Annotated in this window: 18 protein-coding genes; 6 read left to right on the forward strand and 12 right to left on the reverse strand. The window is 64.1% G+C overall.

Going from position 1 to position 18,885, the window contains the following annotated elements; all coding sequences use genetic code 11:
- Positions 1-76: 76 nt before the first annotated feature.
- From PRtIB026_RS02290 to dadA, 6 genes are all read right to left on the reverse strand, one after another.
- Complete coding sequence (locus PRtIB026_RS02290) at positions 77-1,939, reverse strand: acetyl-CoA hydrolase/transferase C-terminal domain-containing protein (RefSeq protein ID WP_203649435.1); 1,863 nt, start codon at positions 1,937-1,939, stop codon at positions 77-79.
- Positions 1,940-1,965: 26 nt separating this feature from the next.
- A complete protein-coding gene (locus PRtIB026_RS02295) occupies positions 1,966-2,877 on the reverse strand; it encodes an RHS repeat-associated core domain-containing protein (RefSeq protein ID WP_203649433.1) in 912 nt (303 codons plus the stop codon).
- A 151-nt stretch (positions 2,878-3,028) separates the two neighbouring features.
- Entirely contained in the window at positions 3,029-3,433 is a 405-nt protein-coding gene (locus PRtIB026_RS02300; protein ID WP_036985953.1) for a c-type cytochrome, read from the reverse strand.
- Positions 3,434-3,587: 154 nt separating this feature from the next.
- Positions 3,588-4,136, reverse strand: a complete 549-nt coding sequence (locus tag PRtIB026_RS02305; protein ID WP_023629132.1) for a cupin domain-containing protein — start codon at positions 4,134-4,136, stop codon at positions 3,588-3,590.
- Positions 4,137-4,244: 108 nt separating this feature from the next.
- Positions 4,245-5,318 (reverse strand): alanine racemase, encoded by a 1,074-nt coding sequence (alr, locus tag PRtIB026_RS02310; RefSeq protein WP_203649430.1) that lies wholly within the window; start codon positions 5,316-5,318, stop codon positions 4,245-4,247.
- 194 nt (positions 5,319-5,512) lie between these two features.
- Complete coding sequence (dadA, locus tag PRtIB026_RS02315) at positions 5,513-6,814, reverse strand: D-amino acid dehydrogenase (RefSeq protein WP_186732204.1); 1,302 nt, start codon at positions 6,812-6,814, stop codon at positions 5,513-5,515.
- A gap of 156 nt (positions 6,815-6,970) precedes the next feature.
- On the opposite strand from dadA, the gene dadR reads away from it, so the two are divergent.
- A complete protein-coding gene (dadR, locus tag PRtIB026_RS02320) occupies positions 6,971-7,459 on the forward strand; it encodes a transcriptional regulator DadR (RefSeq protein WP_003258963.1) in 489 nt (162 codons plus the stop codon).
- 4 nt (positions 7,460-7,463) lie between these two features.
- Here the strand turns inward: dadR and PRtIB026_RS02325 are convergent, their stop codons facing one another.
- Positions 7,464-7,817 carry a YkgJ family cysteine cluster protein gene (locus PRtIB026_RS02325; protein WP_203649428.1) on the reverse strand — a complete coding sequence of 118 codons (354 nt, stop codon included), beginning with the start codon at positions 7,815-7,817 and terminating at the stop codon, positions 7,464-7,466.
- Positions 7,818-8,000: 183 nt separating this feature from the next.
- Here PRtIB026_RS02325 and PRtIB026_RS02330 point away from each other — a divergent pair, with 183 nt between their 5' ends.
- On the forward strand, positions 8,001-9,293 hold the full coding sequence (locus PRtIB026_RS02330; protein ID WP_203649426.1) for an NAD(P)/FAD-dependent oxidoreductase: 1,293 nt from the start codon (positions 8,001-8,003) through the stop codon (positions 9,291-9,293).
- Positions 9,294-9,438: 145 nt separating this feature from the next.
- Here the strand turns inward: PRtIB026_RS02330 and PRtIB026_RS02335 are convergent, their stop codons facing one another.
- Complete coding sequence (locus tag PRtIB026_RS02335; RefSeq protein WP_203649424.1) at positions 9,439-9,669, reverse strand: DUF1127 domain-containing protein; 231 nt, start codon at positions 9,667-9,669, stop codon at positions 9,439-9,441.
- A 178-nt stretch (positions 9,670-9,847) separates the two neighbouring features.
- Here PRtIB026_RS02335 and PRtIB026_RS02340 point away from each other — a divergent pair, with 178 nt between their 5' ends.
- A complete protein-coding gene (locus PRtIB026_RS02340; protein WP_203649422.1) occupies positions 9,848-11,278 on the forward strand; it encodes a PLP-dependent aminotransferase family protein in 1,431 nt (476 codons plus the stop codon).
- 60 nt (positions 11,279-11,338) lie between these two features.
- Complete coding sequence (locus PRtIB026_RS02345; protein ID WP_203649420.1) at positions 11,339-12,883, forward strand: phospholipase D family protein; 1,545 nt, start codon at positions 11,339-11,341, stop codon at positions 12,881-12,883.
- A 122-nt stretch (positions 12,884-13,005) separates the two neighbouring features.
- On the opposite strand, the gene PRtIB026_RS02350 is transcribed toward PRtIB026_RS02345, so the two are convergent.
- Both PRtIB026_RS02350 and PRtIB026_RS02355 read right to left on the reverse strand, forming a co-directional pair.
- Entirely contained in the window at positions 13,006-14,145 is a 1,140-nt protein-coding gene (locus PRtIB026_RS02350) for an MFS transporter (protein WP_203649418.1), read from the reverse strand.
- 133 nt (positions 14,146-14,278) lie between these two features.
- On the reverse strand, positions 14,279-15,772 hold the full coding sequence (locus tag PRtIB026_RS02355; RefSeq protein WP_203649416.1) for an aldehyde dehydrogenase: 1,494 nt from the start codon (positions 15,770-15,772) through the stop codon (positions 14,279-14,281).
- Positions 15,773-15,968: 196 nt separating this feature from the next.
- Here PRtIB026_RS02355 and PRtIB026_RS02360 point away from each other — a divergent pair, with 196 nt between their 5' ends.
- Entirely contained in the window at positions 15,969-16,328 is a 360-nt protein-coding gene (locus PRtIB026_RS02360) for a cupin domain-containing protein (protein WP_050707521.1), read from the forward strand.
- A gap of 95 nt (positions 16,329-16,423) precedes the next feature.
- Here the strand turns inward: PRtIB026_RS02360 and rpmG are convergent, their stop codons facing one another.
- Both rpmG and rpmB read right to left on the reverse strand, forming a co-directional pair.
- Entirely contained in the window at positions 16,424-16,579 is a 156-nt protein-coding gene (gene rpmG / locus PRtIB026_RS02365; protein WP_003253507.1) for a 50S ribosomal protein L33, read from the reverse strand.
- A gap of 10 nt (positions 16,580-16,589) precedes the next feature.
- Positions 16,590-16,826 carry a 50S ribosomal protein L28 gene (gene rpmB / locus PRtIB026_RS02370; RefSeq protein WP_003258972.1) on the reverse strand — a complete coding sequence of 79 codons (237 nt, stop codon included), beginning with the start codon at positions 16,824-16,826 and terminating at the stop codon, positions 16,590-16,592.
- 362 nt (positions 16,827-17,188) lie between these two features.
- On the opposite strand from rpmB, the gene PRtIB026_RS02375 reads away from it, so the two are divergent.
- Positions 17,189-18,778 carry an ABC transporter substrate-binding protein gene (locus PRtIB026_RS02375; protein ID WP_203649414.1) on the forward strand — a complete coding sequence of 530 codons (1,590 nt, stop codon included), beginning with the start codon at positions 17,189-17,191 and terminating at the stop codon, positions 18,776-18,778.
- The last annotated feature ends 107 nt before the right edge of the window (positions 18,779-18,885 follow it).

Consider the following 18,885-nt stretch of genomic DNA (forward strand, 5'->3'; position numbering starts at 1 on the left):
ATGCACAGATCGCCGGGGCCGCTTTGCGGCCCTTTCGCGGCACAAGGCCGCTCCTACAGGGGGCCAGGAATGCCCGTCATTGCCGCGTGGCCTGAAGCGCCGCCAACAGCAACCGCTGATACAACTCCTCCTTCAACCCCTGTGGCTCACCCAGCCCCATCCTCGCCAACGCTGCCCCATACCCCTCGGGCCCCGGCGCATCCAATGCCGCCTTGCCCAACTCCAAAACCTCGCTCAGCTTGAACTTGCTCTTCAACCAGTTCAGCGCCCGCAACAGATCCCGCTCCTCTGCCGTGAAATCAGTCCCCAGCGGATACTCCGGGAACAACCGCGCATGCCGTGCCCGAATAGCCTCGAGCCGCTCAGGCGTGTTGTCCATGAACCGCGCATCCAGCTCGAAGTCCTTGGCCAGCTTGCCCGCCGCCTTGGCCTGCTCCATCAGCTCGCGCTGAAAACGTGAGTCACTGATCGCCAGCAACCGTGCGATCACCTCGCTGTCGGTCTGCCCACGCAAGTCGGCGATGCCGTACTCGGTGATCACGATGTCCCGCAGGTGCCGGGGAATGGTGCAGTGGCCGTAGGTCCAGTAGAGGTTGGAGGTGACCTCGCCACCGGCCTCGCGCCAGCTGCGCAGCAACAGGATCGAGCGACCGCCTTCCAGCGCATGTCCCTGGGCGACGAAGTTGTATTGCCCGCCCACGCCGCTGAGTACCCGGCCATCCTCGAGCTGGTCGGCAACCCCCGCACCCAGCAGGGTCATGCCGAATACTGTGTTGATGAAGCGCGCATCCCGCCGCTGGCGACGCTTGCGCTCCTCCTGGCCATAGAGCTCGTTGATAAAGCTGATGGCGCTCATGGCGAACCGTGCGCGCTGCTCCAACGGCATCTCGCGCAGGCGCTGGTAGAACGCCCGTGGCCCGAGGAAGAACCCGCCATGGATCAGCACCCCCTGCTCGTCGGCAGGGCGGCGCACCACCCCGGCGTCGGCCAGTGCCAGCAGGCCATTGACGAACATCTCGCTGCAGCCGTACAGCCCCTGGGCGAAGGTATCCAGACCCCCTTCCCGCTCGATCAGCGCCTGCCATGGGCCGATATCCAGCTCATCGAGCAGCGCACGATAGCCCTCGTTGTCGCCCTGGCGCGCCAGCAGTGCCGCCGTGATCGCATCACCCATGGCACCGATGCCGATCTGCAGGGTGCCGCCGTCACGCACCAGGGCGCTGGCATGCAGGCCGATGCAGTGGTCCTGGGTGTTCACCGGCATGTTCGGCGTGGAGAACAGCCGACGTTGTTCGGGCTGGTCGATCAGCAGGTCGAACTGCTCCAGGCCCAGCTCCGAGTCCCCAGGCATGTAGGGCAGTTCGTCGTGGACCTGGCCGAGTACCAGGATGGTCTCGCCGGCGGCTCGGCGCCGGGCGACCATCGGCAGCAGGTCAAGGGTGATGTCGGGATTGCAGGCCAGGCTCAGGTGGTCGGGCCGCTCGGGCGTGGCCGCCACCAGTTGCGCAACCAGGTTCAGGCCCTTGGCGTTGATGTCGCGGGCAGCGTGGCTGTAGTTGCTGCTGACGTAGTCCTGCTGCGCCGCCTCGCTGTGCAGCAGACTGCCGGGCTGCATGAAGAACTGCTCGACACGGATGTTAGGCGGGAGTCGGTTGGCACGCAGGTCGGCCAGGTAGGTGAGTTCCTCGTAATCGGCGAAAACACGCTCGATGAAGGGTTCGATAAAGCGCCGTTGCAAGCCATCGCCCAGAGATGGACGGCCTAACGACAGGGCCGTGTAGATGGTCAACCGCCGCTCCGGTAGTGCCTTCACCCGGGCATACAGGGCATTGACGAAGGCATTGGGCTTGCCCAGGCCCAAAGGAAGGCCCATGTGGATGTGGGCAGGAAGGCGTGACAGGGTCTGCTCGACAGCCTGATCAATGGAGCAGAGGTACATCTCGGCCTCCTGAGTCGTCCGTGGGTTCAGGGGTTGGACAGTGGTCCATGCGGGTTGGTTGCGGGCTCCAACCTCATCCCGGCCGAGTGCTCAATTATATACCAAGCTTCCCAGGGACCGGCGTAGTTACTCAATGGATGGCTCAGATCTTTTGAAAACTTGATACCTGAATATTTTGCAAACTCTACATACGTAGCGTTGTAATGCATTGTCCCTGCAGTTCCCTTTCGCACGACAAGAAACTCAAATGAAGGCTCGAGGAGTAACAATACACCTGAAGGGTATTGTACATAATGCACTCCAGCCACAAAAATTTCAGGCTGCTTTGTAAACACTCCGTAGACATACCCTCCGTCAGTGGAATTTCTAGCATAGTCCGTGGCTTTTTCAGTGTCTGGCGTGGTATAAAAACCAGCCCCATTGGCTTGCCTTTCCGAAAACGCCAACGACACCCCATTTCTCAACGAGTGCTCATTTGCCTTATCGCTTCCATGTAGAGAAATCAACTTCAGCGGCAACGAATTCTGACCTGTAAGAGAAGCTTCCATTACATCCGGTGCATTCCGCAAAAGTCTTTCGAAAGCGCTAACAAAGTAACGCTTTATGGTGTGACCACTTGGGTCGCGATGGTTTACTGGATCCCCCAGGCAGTATGCATACGCATTCAAACCACCCCGCGCAAATGGGCTCAGGGAGTCTGGGCTACTGAAGCGCATCAGTACTGGATTAAATGCACGATAGCCATTACCCAAAAGATAATGCCCGGTTATCGGTTCTAATCGCTCCCCATTAAAACCGAGGCTAATCGTCAGCTCAGGATGGTAGCCGTAAGGTGAATAGGCAACGCTCTGCAGCGAACAGCAGGGGTTGACTCTAGTCAGCGTCGAACGCTGCTGAGCCACGGCCAATAATGTACTAACTCTTTTGTCGACCATCATGATGCACCCTCTGCCACGGCTGGGTGCATTATTATCATGACCACACCTGAAACAGAGTACTGGTAAAAATACCAGGTATCGGCCTATAGGACTCCAGGTGCAAAAACAAAGCCCGCCAGGATAGGCGGGCCTTGTGTATTCCATCTATGGCTTACAGCCCGGACATCTTCTTGATCGCACCCTTCAGGTCTTCATCCGAGCAATCGGCGCAGGTGCCCTTCGGTGGCATGGCGTTGATGCCGGTGATGGCCTTGGCCAGGATGCCATCGAGGCCGCCCTGGTGATCGGCGCGTTCTTTCCACGCCGCGGTGTCGCCGATCTTCGGCGCGTTCAGCAGGCCGGTGCCATGGCAGGCGTTGCAGTGCTTGGCGATGATCTCGTCCGGGGTCTTGGCACCGCCGCCGCCGGCAGTGGCGGCCACTTCCATGCCCTTGCATTCCTGGCCCTGGACGCACACCTGGCCGACCGGCTCGAGGCGCTTGGCGATGTCGTCGTTGGTTGCAGCGGTTGCGCTCATTGCCCAAAGGGCGAATACGGCTGCTGGTACGGCCAGCATCTTCTTGATTTGGTTCACGCGAACACCCTCATGGTGGCTAATCACGCCCGCGGCCACGGAATTGCGAGCGTTGAAAAGTATAGCGGGAACCCGGAAGGCGTGAAACGACCACACTCAGGGAAAGGGTATTGGCGAATCAATGCACTGCGCTGGATCAAAAGTTCGACGGGGTCGCCGCGCTGATCAAACGTGCCGGCTCCTCGAACGGGTTGCGAAAGCGGTGTGGACGGGTGCTTTCGAAGTAATAGCTGTCGCCGGCTTCGAGAATGAAGATCTCGGTACCGACCACCAGCTCCAGGCGGCCTTCAAGCAGGATGCCGGTCTCTTCGCCGTCGTGGGTGAGCATTTCCGCGCCAGTGTCGGCACCCGGCGGGTAGACCTCGGTGAGGAAGGCGATGGCCCGGTTGGGATGCGACTTGCCGACCAGTTTCATGGTCACTGCGCCGTCGGAGATATCGATCAGCTCGTGGGCCTTGTAGACGATCTGGGTCGGGCTTTCCGGCGCCAGCTCCACCGAGAAGAACTCGACCATGGACATGGGGATACCGCTGAGCACCTTGCGCAGGGAGCTGATTGACGGGCTCACGCTGTTCTTCTCGATCATCGAGATGGTGCTGTTGGTCACCCCCGCGCGCTTGGCGAGTTCGCGCTGGGACAGGCCCTTGAGCTTGCGGATGGCTTGCAGTCGTTCACCGACGTCCAAAGCTGGAGCCTCCTGAATCGGTCGAGATGGGGGTAGTGTGAACGATATGATGGCAATGCCGTTCAGTATTTACAACACACAGCCCCGCAGCCTGTCCGCTTCAGCGCCTTATTCGCCGATATAGTCCAGTGGCACGCGTTTGAGATTGCAGAAAATCTGGTACGGAATGGTCCCGGCCTGCATCGCCACGTCGCTGGCCAGGACTTGCTTGCCCCACAGCTCCACCGGGCTGCCGACGGTGGCCTCGGGCACCTCGGTGAGGTCGACGCAGAGCATGTCCATCGACACCCGGCCGATCAGCTGGGTGCGCTTGCCGGCCACCACCACCGGGGTGCCGGTGGGCGCCTGGCGTGGGTAGCCGTCGGCATAGCCCATGGCGACCACGCCCACGCGGGTCGGGCGCGGGCTGAGGAACTTGGCGCCGTAGCCCACCGGTTCGCCGGCCGGCAGCTCGCGCACGCTGATGATCCGCGATTGCAGGGTCATCACCGGTTGCAGGCGGGCCGCTTCGGCCTGCGCCACCTCGAACGGCGTGGCGCCGTAGAGCATGATGCCCGGGCGCACCCAGTCGCTCTTGATGCTCGGCCAGCCCAGCACGGCCGGTGAGTTGCGCAGGCTGCACTCGGCAGCCAGGCCCTGGCGTGCGGCCTCGAACACGGCGACCTGCTGATCGGTGGCGGCGGCATCGAGCTCGTCGGCGCGGGCGAAGTGACTCATAAGCACGATGCGCGACACCTTGCCGCTGGCCAGTAGGCGCTGGTAGGCGTCGTGGTAGTCCTTGGGGTGCACGCCGACGCGGTGCATGCCGGTATCCATCTTCAGCCAGATGGTCAGTGGCTTGCGTACCGAAGTCTGCTCGAGCGCTTCCAGCTGCCACAGCGAATGCACCACGCACCACAGGTCATGCTCGGCGATCAGCGCCAGCTCGCTGGCCTCGAAGAAACCTTCGAGCAGCAGCAGAGGTGCCTTGATGCCCGCCGCGCGCAGCTCCAGGGCTTCCTCGATGCAGGCCACGGCAAAACCGTCGGCCTCGGGCTCGAGCGCCAGGGCGCAACGCACCGCGCCATGGCCATAGGCGTCGGCCTTGACCACGGCCAGGGCCTTGGCGCCGGTCAGCTCACGGGCCAGACGGTAGTTGTGACGGAGGGCTTGGAGGTCGATCAGGGCACGGGCGGGACGCATGGCGGCAGCCTTCTGGCAGTTCTGGTTTTCGATAAAGCCCCGACGCGGCAGATGGGGGTAGGTACCCACCGCGCCGGGGTGAGGGAACAGGTCAATCGGTGTGAACTTCTTCGCGGGTAAACCCGCTCCCACAGGGGGCAGCACAAACCTGTGGGAGCGGGTTTACCCGCGAAAGGGCCGGCGCAGACGCCCGCTTACTGGTGCGCAGGCGCCGGCTGGCCATGCTTGGCGATCTCGCGGCTGTTGCCATAACGCGAGATGTCCAGGCCTTCGGCACTGATCTGCGGCTTCTTGCGCGCGATCAGGTCCGCCAGCAGGCGACCGGAACCGCAGGCCATGGTCCAGCCCAGGGTGCCGTGACCGGTGTTGAGGAACAGGTTACGGAACTTGGTCGCCCCGACGATCGGGGTGCCGTCCGGGGTGGCCGGGCGAAGGCCGGTCCAGAAGCTCGCCTGGCTCAGGTCGCCGCCGCGAGGATAAAGGTCGTTGACGATCATCTCCAGTGTTTCGCGCCGACGCGGGTTCAGCGACAGGTCAAAACCGGCGATCTCGGCCATGCCGCCGACACGGATGCGGTCGTCGAAACGGGTGATGGCGACCTTGTAGGTCTCGTCCAGGATGGTCGAGGTCGGCGCCATGTCGCCGTTGGTGATCGGCACGGTCAGTGAGTAGCCCTTGAGCGGGTAGACCGGGGCCTTGATGCCCAGCGGCTTGAGCAGCTGCGGCGAGTAGCTGCCCAGGGCCAGCACGTAGCGGTCGGCGGTTTCCAGCTTGCCGTCGATCCACACGCCGTTGATGCGGTCGCCGGCGACGTCCAGGCGCTGGATGTCCTGGCCGAAGCGGAACTCGACGCCCAGCTTGATGGCCATCTCGGCGAGCTTGGTGGTGAACAGCTGGCAGTCGCCGGTCTGGTCGTTGGGCAGGCGCAGGGCACCGGCGAGGATGTCCTTCACCCCGGCCAGGGCCGGTTCGACGCGGGCGATGCCATCGCGGTCGAGCAGCTCGTATGGCACGCCGGATTGTTCCAACACGGCGATGTCCTTGGCCGCGGCGTCGACCTGGGCCTGGGTGCGGAACAGCTGGGTAGTGCCCAGGCTGCGGTTTTCGTAGGCAATGCCGGTTTCGGCGCGCAGCTCGTCGAGGCAGTCGCGGCTGTACTCGGACAGGCGCACCATGCGCTCCTTGTTCACCGCATAACGGCTGGCGGTGCAGTTGCGCAGCATCTGCGCCATCCACAGGTACTGGTCGACGTCGCCGGTCAGCTTGATGGCCAGGGGCGCGTGGCGCTCCAGCAGCCACTTGATGGCCTTGAGCGGCACGCCCGGGGCGGCCCAGGGCGAGGCATAGCCGGGCGAGATCTGGCCTGCGTTGGCGAAGCTGGTTTCCATGGCCACCGCCGGCTGGCGATCGACCACCGTGACCTCGAAACCTTGCCGGGCCAGATAGTAGGCACTGGCGGTACCGATCACACCGCTACCAAGTACCAGAACTCGCATTGTTGTATCCCTCGCACGCGGCTCGCCGCAGTCTTTTGTTGAAATGGCATGGATGCGCGCAGTATATGAATCTCAAGCCAGTGCTATTCACTATATAAGCAGCTATATTTGGCGAGAATTCTCGGCAAAATCGCCTTTCACGGAGGGGCATCCCCTATGAGAACCCAGCACCAGAGCAAACGTGAACTGGACAAGATCGACCGCAACATCCTGCGGATCCTGCAGAATGACGGGCGTATTTCCTTCACCGAACTGGGCGAGAAGGTCGGGCTGTCCACCACCCCTTGCACCGAGCGCGTACGGCGCCTGGAGCGCGAGGGGATCATCATGGGCTACAACGCCCGACTCAATCCGCAGCACCTGAAGGGCAGCCTGCTGGTGTTCGTCGAGATCAGCCTGGACTACAAGTCCGGCGACACCTTCGAGGAATTCCGCCGCGCCGTGCTCAAGCTGCCCCATGTGCTGGAATGCCACCTGGTGTCGGGCGACTTCGACTACCTGGTAAAGGCGCGGATCTCGGAGATGGCCTCGTACCGCAAGCTGCTCGGCGACATCCTGCTCAAGCTGCCCCATGTGCGCGAGTCGAAGAGCTACATCGTGATGGAAGAAGTGAAAGAGAGCCTGTGCCTGCCGATCCCGGACTGACCCCTCAGACCAGCACCTGACGGGTCGTGGCGATGAACTGGTGGACCAGTTGCTCGGCCGCAGGCTCGATAGGCTGCGCCGGCCCTCGGCCACGGGGGCAGGCCAGGCGCGGGGTGGTGCCGAACAGTCGGCAGATCATCGGGCGCTCTTCATAGACCGTGCAGCCGTTCGGCCCCAGGTGCACGCAGTCCAGGCGCTCCAGGGCGGCGTCTTGCTCGGCCTGGGCCTTGCGCGGCAGGCGGGCCATCTCCTCGGCGGACGTGGTGACCGGGCCGCAGCAATCGTGGCAGCCGGGCTCGCACTCGAACGAGGGAATGAGTTCGCGCAGGAAGTGGATCTTGTGGCGGTTGCAGGACATGACCGAGGACAGTGCGATGAATGAGGTTGAATTATAAGCCCAATCGCGGGGCAAGTCGCATCGGCGCACCGCCGCTCCCACGCCAGTACGTAAGCGTGGGAGCGGCGGTGCGCCGATGCGACTTGCCCCGCGATTGGGCAGTTGCCTATCCTCCCCCTTTCGTCTCAACCCAGGAATCGACCCATGGTCCACAGCGCGCAGCACGCCGCCTCTTACTACGCCGCCAGCAGCGCGCCACACCCAGACCATCCGTTCCTGCAAGGCGAGCACAGCGCCGACGTATGCATCGTCGGCGGCGGCTACTCGGGCCTGAACACCGCCATCGAACTGGCCGAGCGCGGTTTCTCGGTGATCCTCCTGGAAGCCCGCAAGCTCGGCTGGGGCGCCAGCGGCCGTAACGGCGGCCAGCTTATCCGCGGCGTCGGCCACGGCCTGGAGCAGTTTCTCCCGGTGCTCGGTGAAGACGGTGTTCGCAGCCTGAAGCTCATGGGCCTTGAGGCCGTGGAGATCGTCCGCGACCGCGTCGAGCGCCATGGCATCGACTGCGACCTGACCTGGGGCTACTGCGACCTGGCCAACAAACCCGCCGAACTGCAAGGCTTCGCCGAGGACGCCGAGGAACTGCGCAGTCTGGGCTATCGCCACGAACTGCGCCTGGTGCAGCCCGGCGACATGCACTCGGTGGTGGGCTCCGACCGCTATGTCGGTGGCCTGGTCGACATGGGTTCGGGCCACCTGCACCCGCTCAACCTGGCACTCGGCGAAGCCGCCGTGGCCAGCCGCCTGGGCGTTGGCCTGTACGAGCAGTCTGAAGTAACCCGCATCGAGTACGGCTCCGAGGTGAAGGTGCACACCGCCCGGGGCCGGGTGCGCGCCAAGACCCTGGTGCTGTGCTGCAACGCCTACCACAACGACCTCAACCGCGAGCTGGGCGGCAAGGTGCTGCCCGCCGGCAGCTACATCATCGCCACCGAGCCCCTGGGCGAAGAGCGCGCCCGCCAGTTGCTGCCGCAGAACATGGCGGTGTGCGACCAGCGCGTGGCGCTGGACTACTACCGGCTGTCCGCCGACCACCGATTGCTGTTCGGCGGCGCCTGCCACTACTCGGGCCGGGATCCGCAGGACATCGCCGCCTACATGCGACCGAAGATGCTCCAGGTGTTCCCGCAACTGGCCGATGTGCGCATCGACTACCAGTGGGGCGGCATGATCGGCATCGGCGCCAACCGCCTGCCACAGATCGGCCGCCTGGCCAGCCAGCCCAACGTCTACTATGCCCAGGCCTATTCCGGTCATGGACTCAACGCCACCCACCTGGCCGGGCGCCTGCTCGGCGAGGCCATCAGCGGCCAACAGGGTGGTCGTTTCGACCTGTTCGCCAAGGTGCCGCACACCACCTTCCCCGGCGGCAAGCTGCTGCGCTCGCCGCTGCTGGCGCTGGGGATGCTTTGGTACCGGCTCAAAGAACTGGTTTGAGCCGAATTCAGCACGCCCCTGTAGGAGCGGCCTTGTGCCACGAAAGGGCCGCAGCGCGGCCCCAGGGTCTCGAATCAGACTGAAGATTGCCGGGGCTGCTGTGCAGCCCTTTCGCGACACAAGGCCGCTCCTACAGAAGATCGGCTCAATCCTTCCAGAAGGGTTTACGCCCTTCCTGTCGCGCCTGTTCCCAGGTCAGTCCGATATCGCGCAACTGCCGATCATCCAGTTGCAGCAGCGCTCTGCGGGTCCGCCAGCGATGCAGCATCAGGCCCCAACGACTCAAGCCGGCCGGTGCATTGAAGACCCTGGGCCGCTGCCCGGCCTCAAGCTCACCAGGCAACAGTTGCAAGCGCACATCGCTCAAGCCACCCATCACTGCGTTCTCCCATCAGTTGATACCGTGGAGAAAGCATGCGCGCTCGCGCCCTCGACAATACAGAGCCAACCGTGACTTATTATTCCCATACAGAATTGGCGAAAAGTCGGCTGAATGAAGTATTTTCCAGCCATCTGTATCGGTCATCGACCCGCAAAACGCGCAGGAGTATGCCGTGACGCTCTACCTCAACCTCGCCGAACTGCTCGGCTCGCGTATCGAGCAAGGCCTCTACCGCCCCGGCCAGCGCCTGCCCTCGGTGCGCGCCCTGAGCGTCGAGCACGGCGTCAGCCTGAGCACCGTACAGCAGGCCTATCGCCTGCTGGAGGACAACGGCCTGGTATCGCCACGGCCCAAGTCCGGCTATTTCGTCGCCGAGGATCGCCAGCTCCCCGCCCTCCCCGACATCAGTCGCCCCGCCCAGCGGCCTGTGGATATCTCCCAGTGGGAACAGGTGCTGGAGCTGGTCCGCGCCACCCCGCGCCCGGATGTGATCCAGCTCGGTCGCGGCATGCCCGACGTCGACAGCCCCACCCTCAAACCGCTGCTGCGCAGCCTGGCGCAGATCAGCCGGCGCATGGACATGCCTGGCCTGTACTACGACAACATCCACGGCAACGCCCAGCTGCGCGAGCAGATCGCCCGACTGATGCTCGACTCCGGCTGCCGCCTGGGCCCAGCCGATCTGGTGGTAACCACCGGCTGCCACGAAGCGCTGTCGTGCAGCATTCGCGCGGTGTGCCAGCCCGGCGACATCGTCGCGGTCGATTCGCCCAGCTTCCACGGCGCCATGCAGACGCTGAAGGGCCTGGGCATGAAAGCCCTGGAGATCCCCACCGACCCGATCACCGGCATCAGCCTGGAGGCCCTGGAGCTGGCCCTGGAACAGTGGCCGATCAAGCTCATCCAGATCACCCCCAGCTGCAACAACCCGATGGGCTACATCATGCCTGAGGCGCGCAAGAAGGCCCTGCTGACCCTCGCCCAGCGCTACGACGTGGCGATCCTCGAAGACGATGTGTATGGCGACCTGGCCTACACCTATCCACGTCCGCGCACCATCAAGTCGTTCGACGACGATGGCCGCGTGCTGCTCTGCAGTTCATTCTCCAAGACCCTGGCCCCTGGCCTGCGGGTCGGCTGGGTAGCCCCGGGGCGCTACCTGGAGCGGGTGCTGCACATGAAGTACATCAGCACCGGTAGCACCGCCTGCCAACCGCAGCTGGCGATCGCCGACTTCATCGCCGAAGGCCATTACCAGCCGCACCTGCGGCGCATGCGCAGCCAGTACCAGCGCGGCCGCGACCAGATGTGCGACTGGGTGACCCGCCACTTCCCGCCGGGCACCCGCGCCAGCAGGCCCCAAGGGGGCTTCATGCTGTGGGTTGAATTGCCGGAAAGTTTCGATACGCTGCGCCTGAACCGCGCTTTACTGGAGCAAGGCGTGCAGATTGCCGTGGGCAGCATCTTCTCGGCCTCGGGCAAGTACCGCAACTGTCTGCGCATGAACTTCGCCGCCCGGCCCACGGCGCAGATCGAAGCCGCCGTGCGCAAGGTCGGTGAAACCGCCCTTCGTCTACTGGAGGCCGAGCACGGCGGCGGGTAACTTTGCGCCGCCTTCCACGGTCCAACCCCATAAGCCCTTGCTGCACAGGACGATCCACCCTTGAGACTCCAGCGAGCCCTGCCTCTGCTGCTGGCGCTCGGCCTGTTTGGCTGCGCCAGCGTCGGTACACCGCGTGAAGTCAGCCAGGCATTACCGGCAGCCGACTCGGCGTTCGGTCGCTCGGTGCAGCGCCAGGCCGCGCCTTACGAGGGGCGCTCGGGCTTCCGTCTGCTGCCCAACAGCAACGAGGCGTTCCGCGCCCGCGCCGAGCTGATCCGCAACGCCCGGACAAGCATCGACCTGCAGTACTACATCGTCCACGACGGCCTCAGTACCCGCGCCCTGGTCCACGAACTGCTGCGCGCCGCCGACCGCGGCGTGCGTGTGCGCATCCTGCTCGACGACACCACCAGCGACGGCCTGGACAGCCTGATGGGCACCCTCGCCGCCCACCCGAACATCCACATCCGCGTGTTCAACCCGCTGCACCTGGGGCGCAGCACCGGCGTCACCCGCGCGGTAGGGCGACTGTTCAACCTGTCGCGCCAGCACCGGCGCATGCACAACAAGCTGTTCCTGGTGGACAACAGCATGGCCATCGTCGGCGGTCGCAACCTGGGCGACGAGTACTTCGACGCCGAGCCCAACCTCAACTTCACCGACATCGACCTGCTGGGCGTGGGCCCGGTAGCCGAGCAGCTCGGCCACAGTTTCGACCAGTACTGGAACAGCGCCCTGAGCCGCCCCATCGGCGATTTCCTTTGGCGCCAGCCCGATGCCGACGACCTGTTCGCCAGCCGCCAGCGCCTGGAGGTGTCGCTGGCCGAGGCGCGGGTCGAGCGCAAGGCGCTGTACGACCGCCTGATGGCCTACCAGTCGCTGCCGCGCCTGGACGTATGGCGCAACGAGCTGATCTGGGCCCACAGCCAAGCCTTGTGGGATGCGCCAAGCAAGGTGCTGGCGGACGACGAGCCGGATCCACGATTGCTGATGAGTCGGCAATTGGCCCCGGAGCTGAACGGTGTGCACAAGGAATTGATCCTGGTCTCGGCCTACTTTGTTCCAGGCGAACCGGGGCTGCTGTACCTGACCAGCCGCGCCGACGCCGGCACCTCGGTCAAGCTGCTGACCAACGCCCTCGAAGCCACCGACGTACCGGCCGTGCACGGTGGCTACGCGCCCTACCGCCGTGCCCTGCTCGAGCATGGCGTGCAACTCTACGAGCTGCGTCGCCAGCCCGGCGCCCCTCGGCCACGCCTGGGCTTGCATGGCAGCTCCGATTCGAGCCTGCACAGCAAGGCCATGGTGTTCGACCGGCGCAAGACCTTCATCGGTTCGTTCAACTTCGACCCGCGCTCGGTGCTGTGGAATACCGAGGTCGGGGTGCTGGTGGACAGCCCGGAGCTGGCCGAATACACCCGCGACCTGGCCGTGCAGGGCATGGCGCCGGCGCTGAGCTACGAGGTGAAGCTGGTGGACGGGAAACTGGCCTGGGCGACCGAGGACAATGGCCAGCGGCATATGCTGCTGACCGAGCCGGGGGGGATATGGCGACGCTTCAATGCCTGGATCAGCAAGGCGGTCGGGCTGGAGAAGATGTTGTAGCTGGGATTTCCGGGGGCGCTTTGCGCCCCTTTCGCGGCACAAGGCCGCTCCTACAGGGGACCGCGATCTTCTGTAGGAGCGGCCTTGTGCCGCGATGGGCTGCGCAGCAGCCCCAGGATGGCTCAGGCCGACGCCGGCTCGAAGGCATCCCGCCGCCGGGTCAGCACCACCAACCCCGCCGCCCCCACCGCCATCAGCAACGGCAGCGCGTGCCCGCTGATCCACTGGCTCCCCGCCCCGGCCAGCAACGGCCCAAGCAGGCAACCAATGCCCCACAGCTGCGCCACATGGGCATTGGCCCGCACCAGCTCGTCGTCCCGGTAGCGCTCGCCGATCAGTACCAGCGACAAGGTGAACAAGCCACCCGCACTGGCACCGAACAGCACCCACAGCGGCCAGATCACCGGTGTGTGCAACAGCAACGGAATCGCCAGGCTGGAAACCAGCAAGGTCAGCGCGCAACCACTGAACAGCGTGCGTCGCGACATACGGTCGGCCAGCGCGCCAATCGGCAATTGCAGTACCGCATCGCCCACCACCACGGTACTGACCATGAACAGCGCCACCTCCGTGGTGAACCCCTGTTGCAGGCAATACACCGGCAGCAGGGTGAGGATCATCGCTTCGAACGCCGCGAACAGCGCAATGGCCCATGCGATCACTGGCAAGCGCCGACAGAACCCGAACAGGTCGCGGAAAGTAACGCTACAGGCCTCGGTACTCGGTGCCCCACCTCGGCCTAACAGGATCAACGGCGCAACCAGCAACAGCCCGGTCGCCGCCCAGAAACCAAAGTCGTCGTCCGAACCGAGAAAGCCCAGCACCAGCGGGCCGGCCAGCTGGCTCAGGGCATAGCTGCTGCCGTACAGCGCCACCAATCGGCCACGCCACTGCTCGACCACCAACTGGTTGATCCAGCTTTCGCCGAGGATGAACACCACGGTCAGCGACATGCCGATCATCAGCCGCAGCAACAGCCACAGCGGGTAGCTGGGCAACAGCGCCACCAAGCCGATGGACAGTGCCCCGCCCCACAGGCACAGGCGCATGGCGGCCGGGACGCCGATCCAGCCGGCCAGACGGCTGGCAATGGCAGCGCCGACCAGCACGCCAAGCGCCGGCATCGCCGCCATCACGCCGATGGCGAACCCGCCGTAGCCCCAACCCTCCAGGCGCAGGGACACCAGCGGCATGCTCACACCGAGCGCGAGCCCGACACTGAGCACCGACGCCAGGACGGCAAAGTAGGTTCCCCAACGCATCACAGCCTCCTTTCAGCGCAAATCGTGTATGACAGAGACGACAAAGCCGGGACGGCGTGAACCGGCCCGGCTGTCTGCGGCTCATCGCGGGGCAAGCCCGCTCCCACGAGCCCCGCGATGAGACGTTACTGGATCACAGCTTGATCCAGGTCGCCTTCAGCTCGGTGTACTTATCCAGCGCATGCAGCGACTTGTCACGGCCGTTGCCAGACTGCTTGAAGCCACCGAACGGCGCAGTCATGTCGCCGCCGTCGTACTGGTTGACCCAGACGCTGCCGGCGCGCACGGCGCGGGCAGTCTTGTGGGCCTTGGAGATGTCCGCGGTCCAGATGCCGGCGGCCAGGCCATACGGCGTGTCGTTGGCGATGGCGATGGCTTCCTCGGCGGTGTCGAAGGTGATCACCGACAGCACCGGGCCGAAGATCTCTTCCTTGGCGATCTTCATGGCGTTGGTCACGCCGTCGAAGATGGTCGGCTCGACATAGGTGCCACCAGTCTCTTCGAGGATACGCTTGCCACCGGCCAGCAGCTTGGCGCCGTCCTGGTGACCGGCGTCGATGTACGACAGCACGGTGTTCATCTGCTGGGTGTCGACCAGCGCACCGACGGTGGTCGCCGGATCCAGCGGGTTGCCCGGTTTCCAGGCCTTGAGGGCCTCGACCACCATGGGCAGGAACTTGTCCTTGATCGAACGCTCGACCAGCAGGCGCGAACCCGCGGTGCAGACCTCGCCCTGGTTGAAGGCGATGGCGCTGGCGGCGGCCTCGGCGGCGGCCTGCAGGTCAGGCGCATCGGCGAAGACGATGTTCGGGCTCTTGCCGCCAGCTTCCAGCCAGACGCGCTTCATGTTCGACTCGCCCGCGTAGACCATCAGCTGCTTGGCGATCTTGGTGGAACCGGTGAACACCAGGGTGTCGACATCCATGTGCAGGGCCAGGGCCTTGCCCACGGTGTGGCCATAGCCTGGCAGCACGTTCAGCACGCCTGCCGGGATACCGGCCTCGATGGCCAGTTGGGCGATGCGGATGGCGGTCAGCGGCGATTTTTCCGACGGTTTCAGGACGATGGAGTTACCGGTGGCCAGGGCCGGGCCCAGCTTCCAGCAGGCCATCAGCAGCGGGAAGTTCCACGGTACGATGGCGCCGACCACGCCTACTGGCTCACGGGTCACCAGACCCAACTGATCGTGCGGGGTCGGGGCGACTTCGTCGTAGACTTTGTCGATGGCTTCGGCAGTCCAGTGGATGGCCTGGGCCGCGCCCGGAATGTCGATGGAGGAGGAGTCACCGATCGGCTTGCCCATGTCGAGGGTTTCGAGCAGGGCCAGTTCCTCGACGTGCTTGCGCAGCAGGTCGGCGAAGCGGATCAGCTTGGCCTTGCGCTTGGCCGGGGCCAGGCGCGACCAGACGCCGGATTCGAACACGGCGCGGGCGTTGTCGACGGCGCGGTTGGCGTCGGCCAGGTCGCAGCTGGCGACCTTGGCCAGGAAGCGTCCGTCCACCGGGCTCAGGCAGTCGAAGGTTTCACCGGATGCGGCATCGGTGTATTCGCCGTTGATGAAGGCGCGGCCTTCGATCTTCAGTTGCTGGGCACGCTGTTCCCAGTCCGCACGAGTCAGGGTGGTCATAGGAAACTCCTCTCTTGTTAAGGTGCAACGCCGCACTGAGGACTCACGGGCGCTGTCAGAAATTCTGGCCGGGCGACGAACGCACACCGGCATCCGACACCCTAAACCAGGGCGGACAAACTATCAATATATTTGACACGAATGGCCTAAACGCCTACTGATGTGCATTTTATTAAACAACAACAGGGTAATCACCATGAGCATCGCCAGTATCGTCGACTTTGCCCAGGTTCTCACCGAGGCCGAACGCTACCGCCCGGCGGCGGAGAAAATCCTCAAGGGCGAGCCTGACCAGGCTGTCTACAACCACTATTCCAGCCCTTGCGGCCAGTTCGCCGCCGGCGTCTGGGAGGGCGAGGTGGGCCAGTGGACGGTGAGCTATACCGAACACGAGTACTGCGAGATCGTCCAGGGCGTGTCGGTGCTGCGCGACCAGGAAGGCAACGCCAAGACCCTGCGTGCCGGTGATCGGTTCGTCATCCCGGCCGGCTTCAAGGGCACCTGGGAAGTGCTGGAGCCCTGCCGCAAGATCTATGTGCTGTTCGAGCAGAAGTAACCTTGTGGGAGCGGGCTTGCCCCGCGATTGCCGATTCGCAGGCATAAAAAAACCCGCCACCTTGCGGTAGCGGGTTTTCTCAGGTCGCCGATCAATTACTTGATCTTGGCTTCCTTGTACACCACGTGCTTACGGACGACCGGATCGTATTTCTTGATCTCGATCTTGTCCGGGGTGGTGCGCTTGTTCTTGTCGGTGGTGTAGAAGTGGCCGGTGCCGGCACTCGAAACCAGACGGATCAATTCACGCATGACGTTCTCCTTAGAACTTTTCGCCGCGAGCGCGCAGCTCGGCCAGCACTACGTCGATACCACGCTTGTCAATGACGCGCATGCCTTTGGCGGATACGCGCAGACGCACGAAACGCTTCTCGGACTCAACCCAGAAACGGTGGTGCTGCAGGTTCGGCAGGAAACGACGACGGGTTTTGTTGTTTGCGTGGGAAATGTTGTTCCCGGTTACTGGACCCTTACCAGTAACTTGACAGACTCTCGACATGACTCAGCCCTCTAAAACCACATGCCCAACCCGGCATGGGTTGGCCGCTTAATCTCTCAGTCTTTGGCGCCAGGCGCCGTGATTCTGGAGGTCTTATCGACCGGATTCGCTGATGCGACAGGCCGAGCCCCTAGAAAAGAGCGCTGCTTTATACCAGAAAGACTACGCCGCAACAACAGAAAGTGAGCATCCACGTGCTGCAAATTGCGGGGGAGCAGCATAACGACTCGCCCGCCGCACTGTCGACCGCTCGTCGCCAAGCGCCTGAAAAAGAAGGTGGTCATTTCGTGTAGCGCGCACTAGGGTAGGGCCATTTCCAGACTGCACCGGCAGATGGGCCACCGACCAGCCAAGGAGCCACCATGCGTGCCGCCGCCCTTTCCTTGTTTTTCACCGCCCTGTGCGCCGCCGGCCTGGCCCAGGCCGCACCGCTGTCGGTGTGCACCGAAGCCAGCCCGGAGGGCTTCGATGTGGTGCAGTACAACTCGCTGACCACCACCAATGCTTCGGCTGATGTGCTGATGAACCGCCTGGTCGAGTTCGACGCCGGCCTCGGCAAGGTGGTGCCGAGCCTGGCCGAAGGCTGGTCGGTATCGCCCGATGGCCTGATCTACGACTTCAAGCTGCGCCAGGGCGTGCAGTTCCACACCACGGCGTACTTCAAGCCGAGCCGCGAGCTGGACGCCGACGACGTGCTGTTCAGCTTCCAGCGCATGCTCTACCCCGCCCACGCCTGGCACAAGACCGCCCCGGGCGGCTACCCGCACGCCCAGTCGCTGCAACTGGGCAGCCTGATCAAGGCGATCGACGCCCCTGATCCGCACACCGTGCGCTTCACCCTGACCCACGCCGACGCCACCTTCCTGGCCACCCTGAGCATGGGCTTCGCCTCGATCTACTCCGCCGAGTACTCCGACAAGCTGCTCAAGGCCGGCACCCCGGACAAGCTCAACAGCCAGCCGGTGGGTACCGGGCCGTTCGTCTTCCAGCGCTTCCAGAAGGACGCCGTGGTGCGCTACCGCGCCAACCCCGACTACTTCGCCGGCAAACCGTCCGTCGACCCGCTAATCTACGCCATCACCCCGGACGCCAACGTACGCCTGCAGAAGCTCAAGCGCGGCGAGTGCCAGGTGGCCCTGTCGCCCAAGCCGCTGGACATCGCCGAAGCCGGCAAGGACGGCAACCTCAAGGTGGTCACCACGCCAGCGTTCATGACCGCCTTCGTCGCCATCAACAGCCAGCACCCGCCACTGGACAAGCCTGAGGTGCGCCAGGCGATCAACCTGGCCTTCGACAAGGCCGCCTACCTGAAGGCGGTGTTCGAAGACACCGCCACCGCCGCCAACGGCCCCTACCCGCCGAACACCTGGAGCTACGCCAAGGACCTGCCCGGCTATGCCCAGGACCAGAAGAAGGCCAAGGCGTTGCTGGCCAAGGCTGGCTTGGCCAAGGGTTTCGAGACCACGATCTGGACCCGCCCGGCGGGCAGCCTGCTCAACCCCAACCCCAGCCTCGGCGCGCAGATGCTCCAGGCGGACCTGGCCAAGGTCGGTATCAAGGCCGAGATCCGCACCATCGAATGGGGCGAGTTGATCCGCCGCGCCAAGGCCGGCGAGCACGACCTGCTGTTCATGGGCTGGGCCGGTGATAATGGCGACCCGGACAACTTCCTCAGCCCGCAGTTTGCCTGCGCGGCGGTCAAGTCCGGGACCAACTTCGCGCGCTTCTGCGACAGCCGCCTGGACCAACTGATCAATGCCGGACGCACCACCAACGACCAGAGCGTGCGCAGTCGCCTGTACCAGCAGGCGCAGACGCTGATCCAGCAGCAGGCGCTGTGGCTGCCTCTGGCACATCCGACGGCGGCGGCGCTGCTGCACAAAGGGGTCGAGGGTTATCAGGTGAGCCCGTTCGGGCGGCAGGATTTCAGCAAGATGCAGGCTAATCAATGAAATATGTTGAGGACTCTTCGCGGGGAATGCCCTGCGAAGGGCTGAAACCTCCACCATGAAAGGCTAGTCCTAGGCCTCAAGCCACCTATGCGCGGCCACTTACAGCG

Origin of the sequence: Pseudomonas sp. RtIB026, from assembly GCF_016861355.2 — a bacterium.
Classification (GTDB): domain Bacteria; phylum Pseudomonadota; class Gammaproteobacteria; order Pseudomonadales; family Pseudomonadaceae; genus Aquipseudomonas; species Aquipseudomonas peradeniyensis.